The organism is Azospirillum sp. 11R-A (assembly GCF_049472615.1).
GTDB classification, from domain to species: Bacteria; Pseudomonadota; Alphaproteobacteria; order Azospirillales; family Azospirillaceae; genus Azospirillum; species Azospirillum palustre.
Genome location: NZ_JBCEBL010000019.1, coordinates 59,380 through 78,963, shown reverse-complemented (window position 1 = coordinate 78,963; position 19,584 = coordinate 59,380). Strand labels below are relative to the sequence as shown.

16 protein-coding genes are annotated in these 19,584 nt (G+C 70.5%); 3 read left to right on the top strand and 13 right to left on the bottom strand.

Translation table 11 applies throughout. From position 1 onward, the window contains the following. Window positions 1-6: 6 nt before the first annotated feature. The 7 genes from VH569_RS23140 to katG form a co-directional block, all read right to left on the bottom strand. Window positions 7-192: a hypothetical protein gene (locus tag VH569_RS23140; RefSeq protein ID WP_423318265.1), complete on the bottom strand. Its 186-nt coding sequence runs from the start codon at window positions 190-192 to the stop codon at window positions 7-9. Then, a complete protein-coding gene (locus VH569_RS23135) occupies window positions 189-1,334 on the bottom strand; it encodes a PepSY-associated TM helix domain-containing protein (protein WP_423318263.1) in 1,146 nt (381 codons plus the stop codon). Before VH569_RS23135 ends, VH569_RS23140 begins: the two co-directional genes overlap by 4 nt. 57 nt (window positions 1,335-1,391) lie before the next feature. Continuing rightward, complete coding sequence (locus VH569_RS23130) at window positions 1,392-3,848, bottom strand: TonB-dependent siderophore receptor (RefSeq protein WP_423318261.1); 2,457 nt, start codon at window positions 3,846-3,848, stop codon at window positions 1,392-1,394. Window positions 3,849-4,016: 168 nt separating this feature from the next. Then, window positions 4,017-5,060, bottom strand: a complete 1,044-nt coding sequence (locus tag VH569_RS23125; protein WP_423318259.1) for a FecR family protein — start codon at window positions 5,058-5,060, stop codon at window positions 4,017-4,019. A 99-nt stretch (window positions 5,061-5,159) separates the two neighbouring features. Beyond that, window positions 5,160-5,684 (bottom strand): RNA polymerase sigma factor, encoded by a 525-nt coding sequence (locus VH569_RS23120; RefSeq protein WP_377805685.1) that lies wholly within the window; start codon window positions 5,682-5,684, stop codon window positions 5,160-5,162. Window positions 5,685-5,919: 235 nt separating this feature from the next. Then, window positions 5,920-6,126 carry a hypothetical protein gene (locus VH569_RS23115; RefSeq protein WP_423318256.1) on the bottom strand — a complete coding sequence of 69 codons (207 nt, stop codon included), beginning with the start codon at window positions 6,124-6,126 and terminating at the stop codon, window positions 5,920-5,922. A gap of 92 nt (window positions 6,127-6,218) precedes the next feature. After that, entirely contained in the window at window positions 6,219-8,450 is a 2,232-nt protein-coding gene (katG, locus tag VH569_RS23110) for a catalase/peroxidase HPI (protein ID WP_423318254.1), read from the bottom strand. Window positions 8,451-8,573: 123 nt separating this feature from the next. Between katG and VH569_RS23105 the strand changes: the two genes are divergently transcribed. Then, window positions 8,574-9,470, top strand: a complete 897-nt coding sequence (locus VH569_RS23105; protein WP_423318253.1) for a LysR substrate-binding domain-containing protein — start codon at window positions 8,574-8,576, stop codon at window positions 9,468-9,470. Between the two features lie 66 nt (window positions 9,471-9,536). On the opposite strand, the gene VH569_RS23100 is transcribed toward VH569_RS23105, so the two are convergent. From VH569_RS23100 to VH569_RS23090, 3 genes are all read right to left on the bottom strand, one after another. Continuing rightward, complete coding sequence (locus tag VH569_RS23100) at window positions 9,537-11,990, bottom strand: TonB-dependent siderophore receptor (RefSeq protein ID WP_423318252.1); 2,454 nt, start codon at window positions 11,988-11,990, stop codon at window positions 9,537-9,539. A 196-nt stretch (window positions 11,991-12,186) separates the two neighbouring features. Then, window positions 12,187-13,134 (bottom strand): FecR family protein, encoded by a 948-nt coding sequence (locus tag VH569_RS23095; protein ID WP_423318250.1) that lies wholly within the window; start codon window positions 13,132-13,134, stop codon window positions 12,187-12,189. After that, window positions 13,131-13,637 carry a sigma-70 family RNA polymerase sigma factor gene (locus VH569_RS23090; protein ID WP_109451093.1) on the bottom strand — a complete coding sequence of 169 codons (507 nt, stop codon included), beginning with the start codon at window positions 13,635-13,637 and terminating at the stop codon, window positions 13,131-13,133. Before VH569_RS23090 ends, VH569_RS23095 begins: the two co-directional genes overlap by 4 nt. Before the next feature lie 284 nt (window positions 13,638-13,921). On the opposite strand from VH569_RS23090, the gene VH569_RS23085 reads away from it, so the two are divergent. Together VH569_RS23085 and VH569_RS23080 are read left to right on the top strand one after the other, a co-directional pair. Then, complete coding sequence (locus VH569_RS23085; RefSeq protein ID WP_423318247.1) at window positions 13,922-15,130, top strand: efflux RND transporter periplasmic adaptor subunit; 1,209 nt, start codon at window positions 13,922-13,924, stop codon at window positions 15,128-15,130. After that, window positions 15,127-17,058 (top strand): MacB family efflux pump subunit, encoded by a 1,932-nt coding sequence (locus VH569_RS23080; protein ID WP_423318246.1) that lies wholly within the window; start codon window positions 15,127-15,129, stop codon window positions 17,056-17,058. The genes VH569_RS23085 and VH569_RS23080 overlap by 4 nt, the downstream gene beginning before the upstream one ends. 33 nt (window positions 17,059-17,091) lie before the next feature. On the opposite strand, the gene VH569_RS23075 is transcribed toward VH569_RS23080, so the two are convergent. From VH569_RS23075 to VH569_RS23065, 3 genes are read right to left on the bottom strand one after another with little or no spacing between them, the layout of a single operon-like run. After that, window positions 17,092-17,964 carry a metal ABC transporter substrate-binding protein gene (locus VH569_RS23075; RefSeq protein WP_423318244.1) on the bottom strand — a complete coding sequence of 291 codons (873 nt, stop codon included), beginning with the start codon at window positions 17,962-17,964 and terminating at the stop codon, window positions 17,092-17,094. Beyond that, window positions 17,961-18,851, bottom strand: a complete 891-nt coding sequence (locus VH569_RS23070; protein WP_109451087.1) for a metal ABC transporter permease — start codon at window positions 18,849-18,851, stop codon at window positions 17,961-17,963. Before VH569_RS23070 ends, VH569_RS23075 begins: the two co-directional genes overlap by 4 nt. Continuing rightward, complete coding sequence (locus VH569_RS23065; protein WP_423318378.1) at window positions 18,848-19,579, bottom strand: metal ABC transporter ATP-binding protein; 732 nt, start codon at window positions 19,577-19,579, stop codon at window positions 18,848-18,850. Before VH569_RS23065 ends, VH569_RS23070 begins: the two co-directional genes overlap by 4 nt. Window positions 19,580-19,584: the final 5 nt, after the last annotated feature.

Genomic DNA, 19,584 nt, shown 5'->3' with positions numbered 1-19,584 from the left:
GAGCCGTCAGCGCTCGCGGTTCCGCCAGGACCGGGCGGCGGCCAGCACGGGCACCGACAGCGCCGCCCAGGACAGGGCGTCCACCAGCCCGTCGTCCAGCAAGGCGGTGACCAGCCCGGCGGCGGTGACGAGCGCGATTGCGGCGGGAACGCCGAAGATCGCCGGCAGGGGGAGGGGGGCGCGCGGCTTCATTCCGCGGCCTCCCCGACGGCGCTGCGCAGGGCGGGAGCGGCGGCGTGGTCCGGTGCGGTGCGGCGGCGGGCGACCCAGAGATAGAGGCCGCTGCCGAGGATGACGATGGTCAGCACGTCCAGCACCGCCCACAGGATCTTCATCGGCAGCCCGCCATAATCGCCGAAATGCAGCGGCTGCGACAGCCGCAGCGCCAGCATGTACCAGGGCATCGAGCGCATGTCGGTGAAGGCCCCTGTCTCGGCATCGATCAGGGCGGGGGTCAGGATGCGGTTGGTGGCCGGCGTGGCACCCTTCAGCCAGACCGCGTAATGGTGGTTGCTGGAAAAGCGCACGCCGGGGAAGGCGATGAATTGCGGACGCATGCCGGGGGCCGCCGCCATCGCGGTGCGGACGGCGGCATCGACGGAGGCGAAGCGCTCCGGGACCGGCTTGCCGGCGTAGGGGGCGATCATCGCCGCCAACTCATTGGAGCGCCAATAGGCGACCAGCGGCACCGACAGGGTGTTGATGACGCCGGTCAGCCCGACCACCGCCACCCACATCAGCGTGACGATGCCCAGCATGTTGTGCAGGTCGAGCCATTTCAGCCGCCTGCTGCGCCCGGCCCGCACGGTGCCGAAGGACAGCTTGCGCATGAAGGGGGCGTAGACCACCACCCCCGACACAGTGGCGACGAACAGCAGGAAGCCCATGAATCCCAGGAAAAGCTCGCCGGGCAGGCCGGCGAACATGTCGACATGCAGGCGCAGCATCACATGCATGAAGCCCTTGTCGTCGTTCAGGTCGGCCAGGATCCGCGTGCTGCGCAGGTCGATGGCGGAGATGTGCATCTGCGACACCGGCGGGCGGGCCCCCGGACCGGTGGTGACGTTCACCACCGGTCGGTCCTCGTCGAAGCTGAGGAACAGCGGACGCTCGCCGGGGTAGGTCGCCAGTGCCGTGGCCACCGCCTCGTCCAGTGACTTCAGCGGCGTTTCGGCCGGCATCGGCGGCAGGGTGTGTTCCGCCGTCAGCGCCTCGATCTCGTCATGGAAGATCAGCGGCAGGCCGGTCAGGCACAGCAGCAGCATGAAGACCGTGCAGATCAGGCTGGTCCATTTGTGGATCAGCGTCCAGACCCGGATGGTTCGGTTGGTCATCGCAAGCTCCTCATGCCGCCGCTGGGAATGCCGCCGTCAGGACTGTATCGGCCCCGGTCAGAAATCGACCGAGACGGACAGCTTGGCCGTCAGCGGGGCGCCCTGGCTCAGGTAGCCGCCATAGGCCGACGCCCAATAGGCCTTGTCGGTCACGTTCTCCACCGCCGCGCGGATGGTGACCGGACGGTTCTGCACGTCGGCGATCATCCGCGCGCCGACGTCGAAGCGGGTCCAGCTCGGGATCTTCAGCGTGTTGGCGGTGTTGAGATACTGCGACCCGGTGTGGATCACGCGGCCGGTCAGCGTCACGGTGGGGAAGGAGGCGGGAAGGAAGGGCAGGTCCCATTCGACGTTGGCGTTGAACTGGTGGCGCGGCACGCCGACGGCGTCCTTGCCTTCGGTCGCGGCGTTGCCGGTGTCCGTCAGTTCCGGATCGATGACGGTGGCGCCGCCCAGCAGGCGCAGGCCCTGCACCGGCTCGCCATACAGCATCAGCTCGATGCCGCGGTTGCGCTGCTCGCCGGACACGCTGTAGAGGCGGGTGAAGGCGTCGGTGACGCCGCTGGGCTGGGTGGTCTGGAACAGCGACAGCGAGCCGCCGAAGCTGCCGAAATCGAGCTTGCCGCCGACCTCGTACTGGACGGAGCGGTAGGGCTCGAAGATCTCTCCGGCATTGGCCGCGGTGGACGGGGCGGTCGGACCCTGCGCCAGCCCCTCGATCCGGTTGGCGTAGAGCGACAGTTCCTTCAGCGGCTTCACCACCAGCCCGACCACCGGCGTCAGCGCCGACTGGTCGTAATCGGAGGTGCGGGCGCCGTTGGCCCGGTTGTAGCCGCGGACCTGGATGTTCTGCTGGCGCAGGCCGGCGGTGAGCATCACCCGGTCGTCCAGGATCGACAGCGTGTCGGAGGCGTAGAGGCTGCGCAGCACCGACTCGCTGACCTTCGGCAGGTCGCCCGTCATGCCGCTGGCCGAGGTCGTGGCCGAGCGCGGCATCCCGACCATGCGGTAGAGGTTGATGGCGGTGGTGGTGCCGAATTCGAAGCCGTTGTTGTTGGTGGTCCGCAGGGCGGAGGCGCCGGCGTTCAACTGGTGGCGGACCGGGCCGGTGTGCAGGTCGGCCCGGACGCCGGCCTGGCCGGTGCTGGTGAAATCCTCACGCGGGACGGTCAGGCGCCTGACCGTGCCGGTGCCGTCGGGCCGCGTGACGGTGGGGGAGCCGTAGTCGCCGTCCTCGCGCATGCTGCGCAGGCCGAAGGCGCCGTAGGCGGTCAGGTTGGGCAGGATGTCGTATTCGGCGCGGACCTGTCCGAAGGTGTCGCGCATCTGCGAATAGGTCCAGGGCTGCGCGTAGTTCTGCGAGGCCGACGGCACGGTGGGCACGAAGCTGCCGAAATAGACCACCGGGCGGCCCTGCTCCACCCGCTGGGTCTGGGTGCCGACGTCGAGCGTCACGCGGGCGCGCTCGCCGCGGTAGTCCAGCGCCAGGGAGCCGAGCTTCAGCGTCCGCTTCTCGTCGTCGACGGCGGTGTCGCCGCCGCGGACCGCGGCGTTGACGCGCACGCCGAACTGGTTGGCGTCGCCGAAGCGGCGGCCGACATCGGCGGACAGGCCGAGCCGGCTGTCCATCGCATAGCTGGCGGTCAGGCGGGTCAGCGGCTCGTCCTCCGCCCGCTTGGGCACGAGGTTCACGCCGCCGCCGATGCCGGAGCCGCTGGGGGCCGCCCCGTTCAGGAAGGCGTTGGCGCCCTTCAGGACCTCCACCCGCTCGAACATGTTGGTGGCGACGATCTGGCGCGGCGCCGTGCCATAGAGGCCGTCGACCGACAGATCCTCGCCCGCCAGCTGGAAGCCGCGGATGACGAAGCTCTCCGCGAAATTGCCGTAGCCGAGGCTGCTGCGCACCGCCGGGTCGTTGGCCAGCACGTCGGCGATCGTTTCCGCCTGCTGGTTGCGGATGGTCTCGGCGGTGTAACCGGTGACGGAGAACGGAACGTCCATCGCGTCCTGGTTGCCGAGCGCGCCGATCCGCCCGCCGCGCGCCACCTGTCCGCCGGCAAAGGCCGGGGGCAGGGCGCCGGGACCGGTGGCGGTCCGGTTGCCTTCGATCTGCACCGGATCGAGCTGGACGGCGCCGCCGGCGGCCACGCGCTCGACGGTGACGGTTTCGGTGTTGAGGAAGCGGGCGACCAGCCCGGTGCCGGACAGCAGGCGGTTCAGCCCCTCGCGCGCGGTCATCGCCCCGCTGACGCCGGGGGAGGCGACGCCCTGGGTCACGGCGCCGGGGGTCAGCACCTGGATGCGGGTGGCGGCGGAGAAGGCGGCGAGCGCCCCGTCGACCGACTGCGGCGCGATGGCGAAGCTGACGGCGGCCGGGCTGGTCTGCGCCATCGCTGCGGGAATGCCGGGCAGCAGCAGCCCCGGTGCGATCAGCACCGTCGTCGCCAGCAGCCGCCCAAGGAACAGCCGCCCGAACAAACCGGTGCGGACGCTGCCCCGACATTCACCCTTCACGCCAAACTTCGCCAATGCCATCGCTCGCCTCTGATATCCGGTGAGAGACCGCGCCGCGTTCTGCGACTGCGTCTCATTCTCTTCTTTCCCGGACATGACGATGGGATGGCGGAGATCCCTGGGAGGTTTTTTCAGGCCTTCCGATTTTTTTCAGGCTTGCCGAATTTTCTAGCGGAGCAGGGTCAGGTAGGGGGTGATGCGGGTGGCGTGGACGCCGAGGCCGCGTTCCAGCGCATCGAACACGGCATCCGGCCGGTCGAGCGCGAAGACGCCGGAGACCACGCGCTCCGCCGCCTCGTCGTTCAGCAGGACCACCCGGCCCGGCCATTGCCCGTTCAGCGCGGCGATGACGGAGGCCAGCGACTGCTGGCGGAAGACGATCTGCCCCTGGCGCCATGCGAAGGCGACGGCGGGATCGGCCGCCCGCGGCCCGCTCAGGCCGAGCGGACCGGCCTCGGCGCTTTCGCCCGCGTGCAGGCGGACGCTGTCGGGCCAGGGGGCGTGGCTGTCGGTGCCGGGATGGGCGGCGACCTCCACCAGCCCTTCGCCGACGGTGACGGTCGTGCGCCCGTCCTCGCGCCGGACGCTGAACTGGGTGCCGAGCACGCGGGCGGCGCCGGCCCCGCCATCGACGACGAAGGGACGGTCGGGGTCGCGGGTGACGTGGAACCACGCCTCGCCGCGCAGGATGCGGACGCGCCTCTCGCCGTCCCGGAAATCGAGAGCGAGCGCGGTGCCGCCGTTCATCTCGGCGGTGGAGCCATCCGGCAGGGTCAAGGTCCGGCGCTGTCCGGCCGGGGTCACCTGATCGGCGACGGCATTCTGGTAGAGCGTCGGTCCGCGCCAGACGCCGAGCCCGCCGACAACCAGCAGGACCGCCATCGCCGCGGCGAAGCGCCGGACACCGGCCACTGCCGGGCGGCGGGACGGTGCGCTGCGGGACCCGGCATAAGCGGCACGGGCCGGTTCCTTCAGGTCGTGCAACAGGGTCTGCAGGCCGGTCCAGGCATCGGCATGGGCCGGGCTGCGGGCCAGCCATTCGGCGAAGGCGGCACGCTCCGCCGGGGTGTGGTCGTCGGATTGCAGGCGGAAGAACCACGCATTGGCTTCGGAGAACAGCCGGTCCCCATCGGAACCGATGCCGTCGGAACCGGTATCCGCCGTTTCCCTGTCTGCCGGTCCCCTGCGCTGGTCGTCCCGATGATCCGTCACGTCTTGCCGCAAGCTCCTGTTTGCCTCGTGTAGTGGAAGACGACCCGTGGAGGCCGATCCCTCAAAGAAAATGACCCGCCGGGATGCGAACCCCGCCGGTCAGCGCAGCGGCCGCCGCCTCATGTGGGCGCGGCACTGTTCCAGCGCCGTGCGCAGATGGTACTCCACCGTGCGCGGCGAGATGCCCAGCCGCTCGCCGATGGCGCGGTAGGGCAGCCCTTCGACATGGTAGAGCAGGAACACCTCGCGGGTTTTGGGGGGCAGGGCATCGATGGCGCCGCGCAGCCGGACCATGGTCTGGGTCCGCTCCACCAGCGCGTCGGCGGCGGGACCTGCGGCCGGCAGATCGTCGTCGGGCGGCCCGGCCTCGCGCAGGCGCTGGCGCCGGGCGGCCCGGCAATGGTCGAGCGCGATGCGGTCGGCCACCACGTAGAGCAGGCCCGCCGGATTCTGGACCGCCTCGCCGTCGGGCAGGCGGGCCAGCCGCAGGAAGGCATCCTGCGCCAGATCGCCCGCCGTCTGCGGATCGCCGGTCCGCCGCGCGATGGCACGCTCCACCCTCAGCCGATGCGCATCGAACAGCTCCGCGATCTTGCGCGCCCAGGTACCGACGGTGCCTGTCATCGGGCGCGCCGGGGCTGGGTGTCGGCGGGGAGGGGAGGGCGGAGGGTGTCGGTCACGGATGCGCGGATTGCCGGGTGCAGGGGAGCCGGCAGTCCTGGGGCCATCGCCCGGAACGCCGGTCGCATCGGTATAGCCGCAGCGAGCTTAGAATGCGAACCATTCTTATTATCGGACGCTGTCCTGCCTGTCCGGACCGGGCGTTGTCACGGGGCCGGTGGCGGAGTGCCGCTGCCGGCTATGGAGATGGCTTGCCGTCGAGGCGGTCCAGGATCTCCTGCGCCTGGGTGAACAGGGAGTCGCGGGCGGCGCACAGCCGTTCGAGGGCCGTCTTCGACTGGGTGATCGTCCATCGCGCGTGGTAGATCTGCCGGTCGAGAGCATCGATGTCCCTCTCGATGAAGATCAGCCACTCGCGGTCGGTCTGTGTCTGGCGGTCGCTCATGATCGAGCCTCCTATGTCCCTCATCGGTCCGCCCATGGAGTTGACCTGTGGAGGCGCCCCGCCAGGGCGCCTCCCGGTGACGTCCGTCCGCGTCAGTGGGACGGTCTGGCCAGATCGAAGCGGTCCGCGTTCATGATCTTGGTCCAGGCGGCGACGAAGTCCTTTGCGAACTTCTCGTGCGCGTCACGGCAGGCATAGACCTCCGCGACCGCACGGAGCTGCGAATGCGCCCCGAAGATCAGGTCGATGCGGGTCGCCGTCCATTTCGGCTGCCCCGTCCTGCGGTCCCGCCCTTCGTAGATGCCGTCCGCATTCGGCGGCTGCCACTCCGTGCCCATGTCGAGCAGGTTGACGAAGAAGTCGTTGGTCAGCGTTCCCGGCCGGTCGGTGAAGACGCCATGTCCGGCGCCGCCGGCATTGGCGCCGAGAACGCGCAGGCCCCCGACGAGAACCGTCATCTCCGGGCCGGTCAGCCGCAGCAATGCCGCCCGGTCCACCAGCGCCTCTTCCGGGATCATGAACTGCTGCCTGCTGCCGCTGACATAGTTGCGGAAGCCGTCGGCGCGCGGTTCGAGCGGGGCGAAGGAGTCGACGTCGGTCTCTTCCTGCGAGGCGTCCGTGCGGCCGGGCGAGAACGGCACCTGCACGGTCAGGCCGGCATCCTGGGCCGCCTTTTCGATGGCCGCACCGCCGGCAAGCACGATCAGGTCGGCGAGCGAGATTTTCCTGCCGCCGCCGGCCGCCGCGTTGAAGTCCTTTTGAATGGCTTCCAGCGTTTGCAGCACGGCCTGCAACTGCGCCGGCTCGTTGACCTCCCAATCCTTCTGCGGGGCGAGGCGGATGCGCGCGCCGTTGGCGCCGCCGCGCTTGTCGGAGCCGCGGAAGGTGGACGCCGACGCCCAGGCCGCCGACACCAGCTGCGGGACGGAGAGGCCGGACGAGAGAATGCGGGTCTTGAGGGCGGCGACGTCGGCCTCCTCCACCAGCGGATGATCGAGCGGCGGGACCGGGTCCTGCCAGATCAGCGTCTCCTTCGGGACGAGCGGGCCGAGATAGCGGACGACCGGCCCCATGTCGCGGTGGGTCAGCTTGAACCACGCGCGGGCGAAGGCGTCGGCGAACTGGTCCGGATTCTCGTGGAAGCGCCGCGAGATTTTCTCATAGGCCGGGTCGAAGCGCAGCGACAGGTCGGTCGTCAGCATGGTGGGCAGGCGCTTCGCGGAGTCCGCGGCCGGGCCGGGGATCGACGGCTCGGCGTCCTTCGCCTGCCATTGCCAGGCACCGGCCGGGCTCTTGGTCAGCTCCCATTCGAATTTGAACAGGTTGTCGAAGAAGTGGTTGCTCCACCTCGTCGGGGTCTGGGACCAGATCACTTCCGGGCCGCCGGTGATGGCGTCGGCGCCGAACCCGGTGCCGTGCTTGCTCTTCCAGCCCACACCCTGGTCCTCCAGCGCCCCGGCTTCGGGTTCCGGGCCGAGGAAGGACGGATCGCCTGCGCCATGCGTCTTGCCGAAGGTGTGGCCGCCGGCGATCAGCGCGACGGTTTCCTCGTCGTTCATCGCCATGCGGCGGAAGGTCTCGCGGATGTCGTGGGCCGCCGCCACCGGGTCGGGATTGCCGTTCGGCCCCTCCGGATTGACGTAGATGAGGCCCATCTGCACCGCGCCCAGCGGATCGGCGAGCTGGCGTTCGCCGCTGTAGCGCTCGTCGCCGAGCCAGCTGCCCTCCGGCCCCCAGAAAAGCTCCTCCGGCTCCCAGGCGTCCACGCGGCCGCCGGCAAAGCCGAAGGTCTTGAAGCCCATCGATTCCAGGGCGACGTTGCCGGCCAGAACCATCAGGTCGGCCCAGGACAGCTTGCGGCCGTATTTCTGCTTGACCGGCCACAGGAGGCGGCGCGCCTTGTCGAGGTTGGCGTTGTCCGGCCAGGAATTGAGCGGCGCGAACCGTTGCTGGCCGGTGCCGGCGCCGCCGCGGCCGTCGGTGATGCGGTAGGTGCCGGCGCTGTGCCATGCCATGCGGATCATCAGGCCGCCGTAATGACCGAAATCGGCAGGCCACCAGTCCTGCGAGTCCGTCATCACGGCATGCAGATCCTTGATGACCGCGTCGAGGTCGAGCGACTGGAACTCCCTGGCGTAATCGAAATCCTTGCCCATCGGATCGGACAGGGCCGAATTCCGGTGCAGCATTTCGAGATCGAGCGCGTTCGGCCACCAGTCGCGGTTCCGGCGGCCCCGGCCCCCGCCGCCACCATCACCTGCGCTTCCCCCGCCTCCCCCGCTGAACGGGCATTTGCCTGCGCTCTCGTCGGTCTTCGCGTCCATCGGTTCCTCCTGCTTCGCTTACGGATTCGCGTGGCGGCACTGAATAATCCGTAGATAAAACTGTATGGTTAACGCACGATCAGGTAAAATGGTCTTTGGTGATTGCTGCGATAAGGCAAGCTTATGATTCCCGGGTCCGTCACCCTCCGGCAGCTTCGCTATTTCGATGCGCTGGCGCAGCACGCCCATTTCGGACGCGCGGCGGCGGCCTGCGCCGTTTCGCAGCCCGCCCTGTCGATGCAGATCAAGGAGCTGGAGGAGGCGCTGGGGGCGGCACTGGTCGAGCGGGGCGGCCGGAACATCCGCCTGACCGCCTTCGGGCAGGAGGCGGCCTTGCGCGTCCGCGACATCCTGCGGTCGGTCGATCAGCTGGGGGAGCTTGCCCAGGTCTCGCGCAACCGGATCAGCGGCCGGCTGCGCATCGGCATGATCCCCACCATCGCCCCCTATCTGCTGCCGGCCGTGATCGGCGCGATCACGCGGGAGCACCCGCATGTCGAGATCGAGGTGCGCGAGGCGATGACCTCGAAACTGATCGAAGAGCTTGCGGACGGCCGGCTCGACACCGCGATCGTCGCCCTGCCGGTGTTCGAGCCGTCGCTGACCGAGGTCGTGCTGTTCACCGAGGATTTCCTGCTGGTCCGTCCGGCCGGCGATGCGGGGAAACCGGTGCCCACCGGGGAAATGCTGCGGGAGATGCGGCTGCTGCTGCTGGAGGAGGGGCACTGCTTCCGCAATCAGGCCCTGTCCTTCTGCAACATGCCGTCCACCTCGCCGCGCAAGGCGCTGGAGGCGAACTCCTTCTCCACGCTGGTCCAGATGGTCAGGGCCGGCATGGGGGTGACGCTGATCCCGGAGATGGCCGTGGGGGTGGAGACCGGTTCGGGTGCGGTCTCCGTCGTCCGTTTCAAGGATCCCCAGCCCTCCCGGACCGTCGGCATGGTCTGGCGCCGGACAAGTCCGCTGGCCGGCCAGTTCCTGAAACTGACGGAACTGCTCGGCCGGCCGGCGGAGTCATGATCGGGCTTCGGTCCGGCTTCGGCGGGGCGGCGAAGCCATGCGGAGAGTTGCGGGTCCGCCCGCCGCTTACCAGGTCGCCCGCAGCGACAGCATCGCGTTGCGCGGCTCGCCGTAATAGCCGTAGCTCTGGATGCTGGTCATGTATTTCTTGTCGAACAGGTTGTTGACGTTCAGCGTCGCCGAAACCTTCTCGGTGATCCGGTAGCGGGTCATCAGGTCCACCACCGCGTAGCTGCTCTGCTCGGCGCGCCGGCTGCCGGTGCCGTTGTAGATGTCGCCCTGCCATTTCACATTGCCGCCGACGGTCAGGCGGTCCCAGGAGCCCGGCAGCTGGTAGGTGGTGAACATCTTCAGCGTGTCGCGCGGCACATAGGTCAGCAGACGCTGGCCGCTGGCGTCCTTCACGGTGGTGTGGGCGAAGCCGCCGCCGACCTGCCAGCCGGGCAGCATCTCGCCGGTCAGCTCCAGCTCGAAGCCCTTGCTTTTGGCACCCTTGGCCGCCTTGTAGGCCTGCCCGCCGTCGGGGGTGAAGCGGCCGCTGTCGGCGACGGCCAGATTGTCCTGCTGGATCAGGAACACGGCGGCGCTGGCGTTCAGGCGGCCGCCGAAGAACTCGGCCTTCACGCCGGCCTCATAGGCGTCGCCGTCGATCGGGTCGAGGCTCTTGCCGGCGACGTCCTTGTAGTCCTGCGGCTTGAAGATGCTGGTGTAGCTGCCATAGACCGACCAGATGTCGGTCACGTCGAAGACGATGCCGGCATAAGGGGTGAGCACGCCGTTCTCCGACCGCTTGTCCGCGGTGCCGGCTGCGTCGTTCGGGTGGCTCTCCTCGCTCTGCTCCCAGCGGCTGATGCGGCTGCCGAGGATGACGGACAGGGCGTCGGTCGGCCGCAGCCGCGTGGCGAGATAGGCCGCCATCTGCCGTTCGTTGGTCTGCGACCAGCCTGTCGGGTTCAGCGTCGGCTGGGCGATGCGGCCGTTCCATGTGTAGTAGTTGGAAATCGAGGTGTCGTAGCCGTCGATGTACCAGAGCGGATAGTCGAGTCCGCTGCGCTTGGCGTAATAGCCGCCGACGCCGGCCATCAGGTCGTGGGTCCGCCCGAACAGCTCGAAGGGGCCGGTCACGTCGGCGTTGATGGAGGTCTGTTGCAGGGTCGAATTCCAGCGGCCGGGCCAGATCCCCATGCCGGTGCCGTCGTGGTCGAGGGTGCCGCGCACGCCGTAGCCGAGCAGGCCGTCATATTCGCGCGTGCTGTGCTCGACATTCAGCGTCGCCGTCCAGCCATTGCCGAAGCGGTGCTTCACGTCGCTGAAGACGGTCAGGTTGTCGTGCGTGAAATAGGCCCAGTCGGCGCCGCTGTTGAAGGAGCGCGAAAAGTCCGTCCTGCCGCCGTCGGCGAAGAACAGCGGGAAGCCGGCGCGCGAGGCGTCGTCCGACCTGTGCTTCTGGTATTCGATCCCGGCGGTCCACAGCGTGTCGTCGCTGATGTCGGCCTCCAGAACGCCGTAGAGCACCTTCTTGCGTTCGTGCAGCCGGTCGATGAAGCTGTCGCCGTCCTGATAGGCGCCGACGACGCGCCCGCGCAGGCGGCCATTCTCGACCAGCGGGCCGGACAGGTCCGCTTCGCCGCGGTAGCGGTTCCAGGAACCGCCCTGCCCCTGGACATAGCCCTGGACGGTGGGGGTCGGGCGCTTGCGGACCAGATTGACCGCCGCGGAGGGATCGCCGACGCCGTTCAGCAGGCCGGCCGCCCCGCGCACCACCTCGACACGGTCGAACAGCGCCATGTCGGAGATGCTGTCGCCGAAGCCGTACACCGTCGAGCGCGGGATGCCGTCGACCTGATAGTTGCTGACGGCGAAGCCGCGGGCATAAATCTCGGAGCCGTCGGCGCCGAGTGCCGCGGACTGCTGCCGCGTCACGCCGACGGTCTGGTTGAGAACGTCGCGGATCTCGTTCAGCCCCTGGTCGTCCATGCGCTGGCGGGTCATGACGCTGACCGACTGCGGCGTCTCGCGCAGGGTCAGGTCGAGCTTGGTGGCGCTGGTCGACGGGCCGGCGGCGGCGTAGGAGCCGCTGCCCTCGCTGCGGCCGCGGTCGCTGGCGGCGACGCCCTGCACCGTCATCGTATCGAGCATCGTTGCGCCGTCGCTGCCGCTGACCGGCTTTTCCAGCGTCACCGTGTCGGCATCGACGAAGCGCGCGGTCAGTCCGGTCCCCGCCAGCAGACGCACCAGCGCCTCGCGCGGGGCCATGGTTCCGGTCACGCCGGGGGAGGAGAGGCCCTGCGCGATGTCGGTCGGGTAGAGGATCTGAAGCCCGGCGGCCTGACCGTAGGCGGCGAGCACGCCCGGCAGGGGGCCGCCGGCGATGGCGAAGGCGCGCGTGCCGGTCTGCTGCGCCACCTGCGGAACGGTTGCGGCGGTGGACGCCGCCTGCGCGCCATGCAGCGCGGTCGACGCCAGCAGCATCCCCATCAGGACCGGCTTCCAGCCGATCCGGCCAGTTGCCCGTTCCATGACCGCCTGTTCCCCGACCACCTGTTTCCCGGCCGCCCGTTTGCCGACCGCCCGTCCTGTCGGGCGCGCCCCAGTACCAACCATCGCTACGACCCCCAAAAATGCGAATGAGTTGCATTTGCCATTCGGTGAGTCAGGACGCTGGCCGAAGGGCGGTCCCTCACCCCCCTTCGCAAAAAAAACTCTCCGGATCCGGCTAGACGGAACGGATGATGACCAGTCCGGGAAAAGGCCGCATCGTGCGCACGGGCAAGGTGCGGACGATGGCGTTGAGCGCTGCGTCCGGGCGGGCGATGTCGACGCTGCCATCGACCCGCAGAGCGGCGAGCGGGCGGTCCCACAGCAGGATGCGGGCGGGATGGTAGCGGTTGAGGTCGGCGACCACCGCATCGAGCGGCTGCGCCTGGAAGACCAGCCGGCCCTGCCGCCACGCGGTCTCCGCCGCCACCCCGTCGCGCAGCAGGGGGCCGGGGCCGTCGGGACCGTAGCTGCGGCAATGGCCGGCGGCGAGATGGACCGGCGGCCGGTTCCCCGCCGCCAGCGTGGCCGTGCCCTTTTCGACCGCGACCACCACATCGTCCGGCCGGCGGTGGACGGTGACGGTGGCGTCAACCATGGTGACGCTGCCGTCGGCGCAGGCCACCGCGAAGGGACGCCCCGGATCGGGCGCGGCGACGAAGCGCGCCCGGCCGTCGATCAGGCGGACCCGGCGCTCCGCGGCGGAAAACTCCACGGCGAGCGCGCTGCCGGCGTCAAGTTCGACCGACGAGCCGTCCGCAAGCGCCAGAGCGCGGCGCTCGCCGGTGCTGGTGCGGATCTCGCCCGGCCAGCCGGTCAGGACCACCGTGCCCCCGAGCCCGGCGGCGCAGGCCGCGGCCCCGCCCACCCCGAATGCCAGCAGCCGGCGCCGGGTCGGCAGCGCGCGGACGGCGTGGCGCGGGTCCGGCAGGCGGCCGAGATCGCCCCAGACGCCGGACAGCCGGTCGAACTCCTGCCGATGCGCCGGATCCCGCGCCAGCCAGTCGGCGAAGGCCGCCCGGTCGGCGGCGTCGGCATCGCCGGACTCCAGCCGGACGAACCATGCCAGCGCCGCCTCGCGCGGGTCGCCGGACGGCTCCGGCGGTCTGCCGTCGCGGCCGGTCACAGAGCCAGCCGGTCGCGGCAATGGGCCAAGGCCTTCATCACATGCTTCTCCACCATGCTGCGCGAAATGCCCAGGCGCGCGGCGATGTCGGCATGGCTCAATCCGTCGAATTTGTGAAGCAGAAACACCTCCCGGCAGCGCGGTGGCAGTTCGGCCAGCGCGTGGCTCAGCCGTTCCAGCCGCTGCTTGTGCTCCAGGGCGGTTTCCGCGTCGGGCTCCTCCAGCGGGCGCTCCATCCCCAGCTCGGCCGGGGCGAAGCGGCGTCCGCGCCGGGTCTCCGCCCGCAGCCGGTCGAGCGCGATGTTGTCGGCCATGCGGAACAGGTAGGAGCGCGGGTTGTCGATCTCCGGCAGGGCGGCCAGACTGCGCAGGCGCAGGTAGGTGTCCTGCACGACGTCTTCGGCAAGGCAGAGCGATCCGAGGCGCCGGGCCAGATGGCCGGTCATCTCCTCGTAATGGACGATCAGCAGACCCAACAGGGAAGACCGGTCTCTTTCAGCCATGACCTCGGCGACACCCGTTCCAGCGATCCATCGGAAATCCAGTCCTAACCATGAATGAGAATCATTCGCAATCAATACATCGGCCTTTGCAAAAAACTTTGCGAAACGGGGGTGAGGGGGTGAGCGGCGGCGGTCGTCATGACGTAGAGGCGGTCTGTGCGCCCGTTTCCGTCCGGTGGATGGCGTCGCTTCAGGGGTGAGGATCGAGGGGCCCGTAAACGTCTATGGTTGAGAACGACACGCATTCGCGCATTTCATCTCCATCAGGGACAGCGACCGCCGCCATGACCAGATCACCCCCGCCCGCCCGCCGCCGGTACAGGGCCGTTCTCGCCGTCGGGGTGGTCGTCGCCGGCTTCGCCACCGCCGCCCTGCTGCGACCCGGCGACCCGGCCGCCTCCGCCGAACTGGCGGTCATCGGGCGCGGTACGGTCGAGGACACGGTGACCGCACTCGGCAAGATCCAGCCGCGCGCCTATGTCGATGTCGGCGCCCAGGTGTCGGGGCAGCTGATGCGGTTGCACGTCAAGGTCGGGCAGATGGTGCGCGAGGGCGACCTGCTGGCCGAGATCGACCCCGCCCTGCAACAGGCCAAGGTCGAGGCCGGCCGCGCCGAGCGCGCCCGCCTGACCGCCCTGCTGGACGAGCTGCGGGCGCGCGCCGACTTCGCCCAGGCCCAGCTTGCCCGCCAGACCGCGCTGCGGCGGGTCGAGGCCGGGCGCGGCGAGTCCTACGATCAGGCACGGATGGAGGCGCGCACCGCCGCCGCCCAGGTCGACGCCACGCTCGCCCAGATCCGCCAGACGGACTCGACCCTCCAGGCCGACGAGGCGCAGCTCGGCTACACCCGCATCTATGCGCCGATGAGCGGCACGCTGATCGCGGTGGACGCCCGCCAGGGCCAGACCATCAACTCGACCTACGAGGCGCCGGTCCTGATGCGGATCGCCGACCTGTCGGCCATGACCGTCTGGACCCAGGTGTCCGAGGCCGACATCACCCGCCTGACCGACGGCATGCCGCTCTACTTCACCACGCTCGGCCATCCCGGCCGGCGCTGGACGGCGCGCTTGCAGCAGATCCTGCCGGCGCCGCCGAAGCCGGTGACGAGCGGCTCCGCCAACGGCGCCGCGTCCTCGGGCGGCGGGACGGGGGCCAGCACCGTGGTGCTCTACACCGCCCTGTTCGAGGTCGCCAACGAGCGCGGCGATCTGCGCCCCGAGATGACCGCCCAGGTCTTCTTCGTCGCCGCCGAGGCGAAGGACGCGCTGACCGTCCCGGTCGCGGCGCTCACCGCGACGGACGAGGAGTCGGGGCGGCACAGCGTCGCGATGATCGGGGAGGGCGGCGCCGTCGTGACGCGCGAGGTGCGCATCGGCGTGCGCGACCGCTTCAACGCCCAGATCCTGCAAGGACTGGCCGAGGGCGAGCGGATCGTGGTGGGCTGGCGGACCGACGACGGCCGGCCGCCCCGCATCGGGTTCCGGCTGTGAGCGCCCCCCTCCTCGTCCTGGAGGACATCCGCAAGACCTACGCCACCGGCGGCGGCGTCGCGGTGGAGGTGCTGCGCGGCGTCTCGCTGACCGTCGGGGCGGGGGAGTTCGTCGCCATCGTCGGCAGCTCCGGCTCGGGCAAATCGACGCTGATGAACATCCTCGGCGGGCTCGACCGCCCGACCTCCGGCAGCTACCGGGTCAACGGGCGCGACGTGTCGGAGCTGGAGGGCGACGAGCGGGCGGCGCTGCGGCGCGACGGCTTCGGCTTCGTCTTCCAGCACTATCACCTGATCCCCGGCACCTCGGCGCTGGAGAATGTCGAGATGCCGGGCCGCTATGCCGGCCTGCCCGCCGCTGTGCGGGAAAGCCGCGCCGCGGCACTGCTCGGCCGGCTCGGGCTGGCGGAGCGCCGCCACCACCGGCCCAACCAGCTGTCGGGCGGCCAGCAGCAGCGCGTGTCGATCGCACGGGCGCTGATGAACGGCGCGCCGGTGATCCTGGCCGACGAGCCGACCGGCGCGCTCGACAGCGCCAGCGGCGCCGAGGTGGTGGCCCTGCTGCGCGAACTGGCCGCCGAGGGCCGCACCATCGTCCTGATCACCCACGACCGCAAGGTGGCCGAAGCCGCCGACCGGGTGGTGGAGATGCGGGACGGCCGCATCGTCTCTGATAGCGGCAGGCGGGCCAGTACCGCCGCTCCCGCTCCGGCCCCGGCGGAGCGCCATACCCCGGCCTCCGTCTGGACCAGCGCCGGGGAGGCGTTCACGGCGGCGCTGCGCTCGCTGGGGGCGAACGGTTTCCGCACGGCGCTCACTCTGCTCGGCATCGTCATCGGCGTGGCGTCGGTGATAGCACTGCTCGCCATCGGCGAGGGCGCCAAGCGGGCGGTGATGGCGCGGGTCGGCGCGCTGGGGGTTAACCTGGTCTATGTGCTGGCCGGCAGCGGCGATCCCCGCCTGCCGACCACGCCGCTGACCGAGGCGGACGGCGAGGCCATCCTGCGGCTTCCCAACGTCGAGAGCGTCATGCCCTATCTCGACATGCCGGTGATGGTGCGCTACCGCAACATCGATCACCGCACCAGCGGGCTGGCGACCTCGGCCTCGCTGCCGCTGACCCACCGCTGGCCGGTGGCGCTCGGCTCCTTCTTCACCGCCGCCGACGAGCGGGCCGGGGCGGCGGTCGCCGTGCTCGGCCACAATGTCGCCAAGCGGCTGTTCCCGAACGGGGAGTCGCCGCTCGGCCGCCATGTGCAGGTCAACAACATCCCCTTTCAGGTCACCGGCGTGATGGGGCAGAAGGGCGACCTCACCGGCAGCCAGGACACCGACGACTGGGTGTTCGTGCCGCTGTCCACCGGGGTGCAGCGGCTGGTCGGCAAGCCCGACCTCCAGCTGATTCTGGTGTCGGTCCACACTGTCGGGCGCATCGCCGAGACCCGCGACGCCATCAAGGCCCTGATGACCAAACGCCATGGGCAGGAGGATTTCCAGATCCGCGACGTGACCGCGCGCATCAGGACGGCGACCGAGACGCAGGACACCATGACGCTGCTGCTCGGCAGCGCCGCGGTGGTGACCCTGCTGGTTGGCGGCATCGGAGTGATGAACATCATGCTGGTCAGCGTGACCGAGCGGACCCGCGAGATCGGCATCCGCATGGCCGCCGGGGCGCGGGCCGCCGACATCGAGCGGCAGTTCCTGATGGAGGCGGCGCTGGTCGCCGGGCTGGGCGGTCTGGTCGGGGTGGCGCTGGGGCTGGCGAGCGGGGCGCTGGTCGGGCTGTTCGTGATGCCGGTGCTGTTCACGGCGACCGCCATCGCCGGGGCGGTGACTTCGGCGGTGGTGACCGGGCTGGTCTTCGGCCTGATCCCCGCCCGCCGCGCCGCCCGCCTCGACCCGGTGGCGGCGCTGTCGAGCGAGTAGGGCGGGGGAGAGGGCAGGGCGGGGGCGTTCAGTTCAGCGCAGCCCCGCCTCCAGCTGTTCGGCGATCTTCGCCAGGGCGGTGTCGATGGCGGCGGGGGGGCCGCTTTCCAGGCTGTCCAGCACGATCAGGCGGGCGCCGCCGTCGGCGACGGCCTGGGCGATCTCCGGGGCGGGCCGGCGGTGGTGAAGCACCGCCGGGATGCGTTCGGCCCGGAGGTAGGCGGTCAGTTCGGCCAGACGCTCCGGCGTCCAGTCGCGGTCGTCGCGGGTCCAGACCTTGCGCAGGTCGAGGCCGAAATCGGCGGCGAGCATGGCGAAGCGGTCGGACAGCGCCGCCACCGACGGGTCGGGCAGTGCGGCGAAGCTCTGCGCCGTCCGTGAGGACAGCGCCAGCAGGCTGCGCTTCACCGTGGCGAGGTTGGCGTCGATGGCGGCTGCCGAGGCCGGGTAGAGGCGCCGCAAATCGGCGGCCAGGATGTCGGCCATCCGTCCGGCGTTGGCGACGCCCAGCCAGGGGAAGGCGGCGCCGTCGCGCAGCGCGATGCCGGGCAGGGCGCCGTCCACCGGCCGGGCGGCGTCGATCTCGACCAGCCGGATGTTGGCGCGCCGCGCCAGCGGATAGAGCGGGTCCTCCGCCCAGACCGAGCGCAGGGTCAGCACCGCGTCGGCCTTGCGCGCCGCCTCGGCGAATTTGGCCTCGCTGCGCCCGCTGAGGAAGGACTGCTGGCGGCCCATCGGGATGGCGGGCGGCACCGCCGCCTCGACCTCCACCGCCGTGCCGCGGGTCAGCGCCCGGGCCAGCCCGGCGGTGACCGGATGCCCGGCCAGCACGGTTTCGGCGCCGGCGGTCTGCGCGACCGGGGCGGTCGCCAGCAGCAGGAGCGCCGCGAGCGTGACATGTCTCATCCCTCGTCCCCTCTCATGACCAGACGCGCCAGCAGCGCGCCGAGGAACAGCAGCCCGGCTGCCAGGATGATGGCGCCGCCCGACGGAACCGGCAGGGCGAACTGCACCGGCAGCAGGATGCCGGCCACCGCCGCGATGCTGGCGAAGGCGACCGACAGCAGGAAGAAGCCGCGCAGCGACGTGGCGACGACGCGGGCGGCGGCGGCCGGGATCACCAGCAGGGCGCCGACCAGAATGGCGCCGATGATCTTGACCGAGGCGACGGTGACCACCGTCACCAGCACGATGAACAGATAGTCGAGCCCCTTCACCGGCACGCCGCGCACCCGCGCCAGCGCCGGGTTGAAGCTGGCCAGCAGCAGCCGGTTGAACAGCGCCAGCATCGGCAGGGCGACGCCGAGCGCCACCGCCAGCAGCACCGTCAGGTCGCGGTCGTCCACCGTCAGCACCGAGCCGAACAGCACGTTTTCCAGAATGTGGATGTTGACCCGGCTGGCCAGGACCAGCAGCAGGCTGGCGCCGAGCGCCAGCGACACCGACAGGAAGACGCCGATCAGCGTGTCGGAGGTCAGGTTGCTGCGGTTGCGGGTGTAGTTGACCAGCAGGGCGAACAGCAGGCAGTAGCCGAACAGGCTGGCATAGGGGCCGGTGTAGGGCTCCCCCACCAGAATGCCGATGGCGACCCCGGTCAGCGCGGCGTGGCCGACCGCTTCGGAGAAGAAGGCCAGCCGCTTGGTCACCACCAGCGTGCCGAGCCCGCCCAGCACCGGGCCGATGACCAGACCGGAGAGCAGCGCGTTGACGAGGAAGCCGTGGGTCAGGCCGGCGGGCAGCCACCCGGCCGCGGCCCAGCCCTGGATCAGGGCGCGGAGTGTTTCGAAGCTCATGACGCCGGTGTCCCGGCCATGCTGCGGGGGACGGCGGAGAACAGGCCGAGCACCCGGTCGGGCGACAGCATCTCCGGCGGCGGGCCGTCGAACAGCACGCGCCGGTTCAGCCCCGACACCCGCGTCGCCAGCCGCCGCACCTGGGCGAGGTCGTGCTCGACCCACAGGATGGTGGTGCCGGCGGCGGTCAGCTCGGCCAGCAGGGCTTCGAAGATGGCGACGCCGGCCTCGTCGAGCGCGGTCATCGGCTCGTCGAGGACGATCAGGTCGGGCGCCGGGATCAGCGCCTGGGCAAGCAGCACGCGCTGGCGCTCGCCGCCCGACAGGGCGCCGAAGCGGCGGCGGCCCTTACCGGCCATGCCGACGCGGGCCAGCGCCTCGCCGTAGCCGAGCCGGCGGTCCGGTCCGAGGAAGGCGGGGCGGCGCTGGCACAGCACGGCCAGGAAATCCTCCACCGTCAGCGGCAGGCCGCGGTCGAACTCGACCGCCTGCGGCACGTAGGCGACGGTGCCGGGCGTATCGCCGGGCCAGTCGAGCCGGATGGTGCCGCGGTGCGGCGCCTGTCCCAGCAGGGCGCGGATCAGCGACGACTTGCCGCCGCCGTTGGGGCCGACCACCGCATGGACGGCGCCGGGAGCCACGGCGAGCGAGACCTGTTCGAGGATGGCGGTGCGGCCGAGCGTCAGGTCGACGCGGTCGAACAGGATGGCGGGGCCGTTTCTTCTCATGCCGC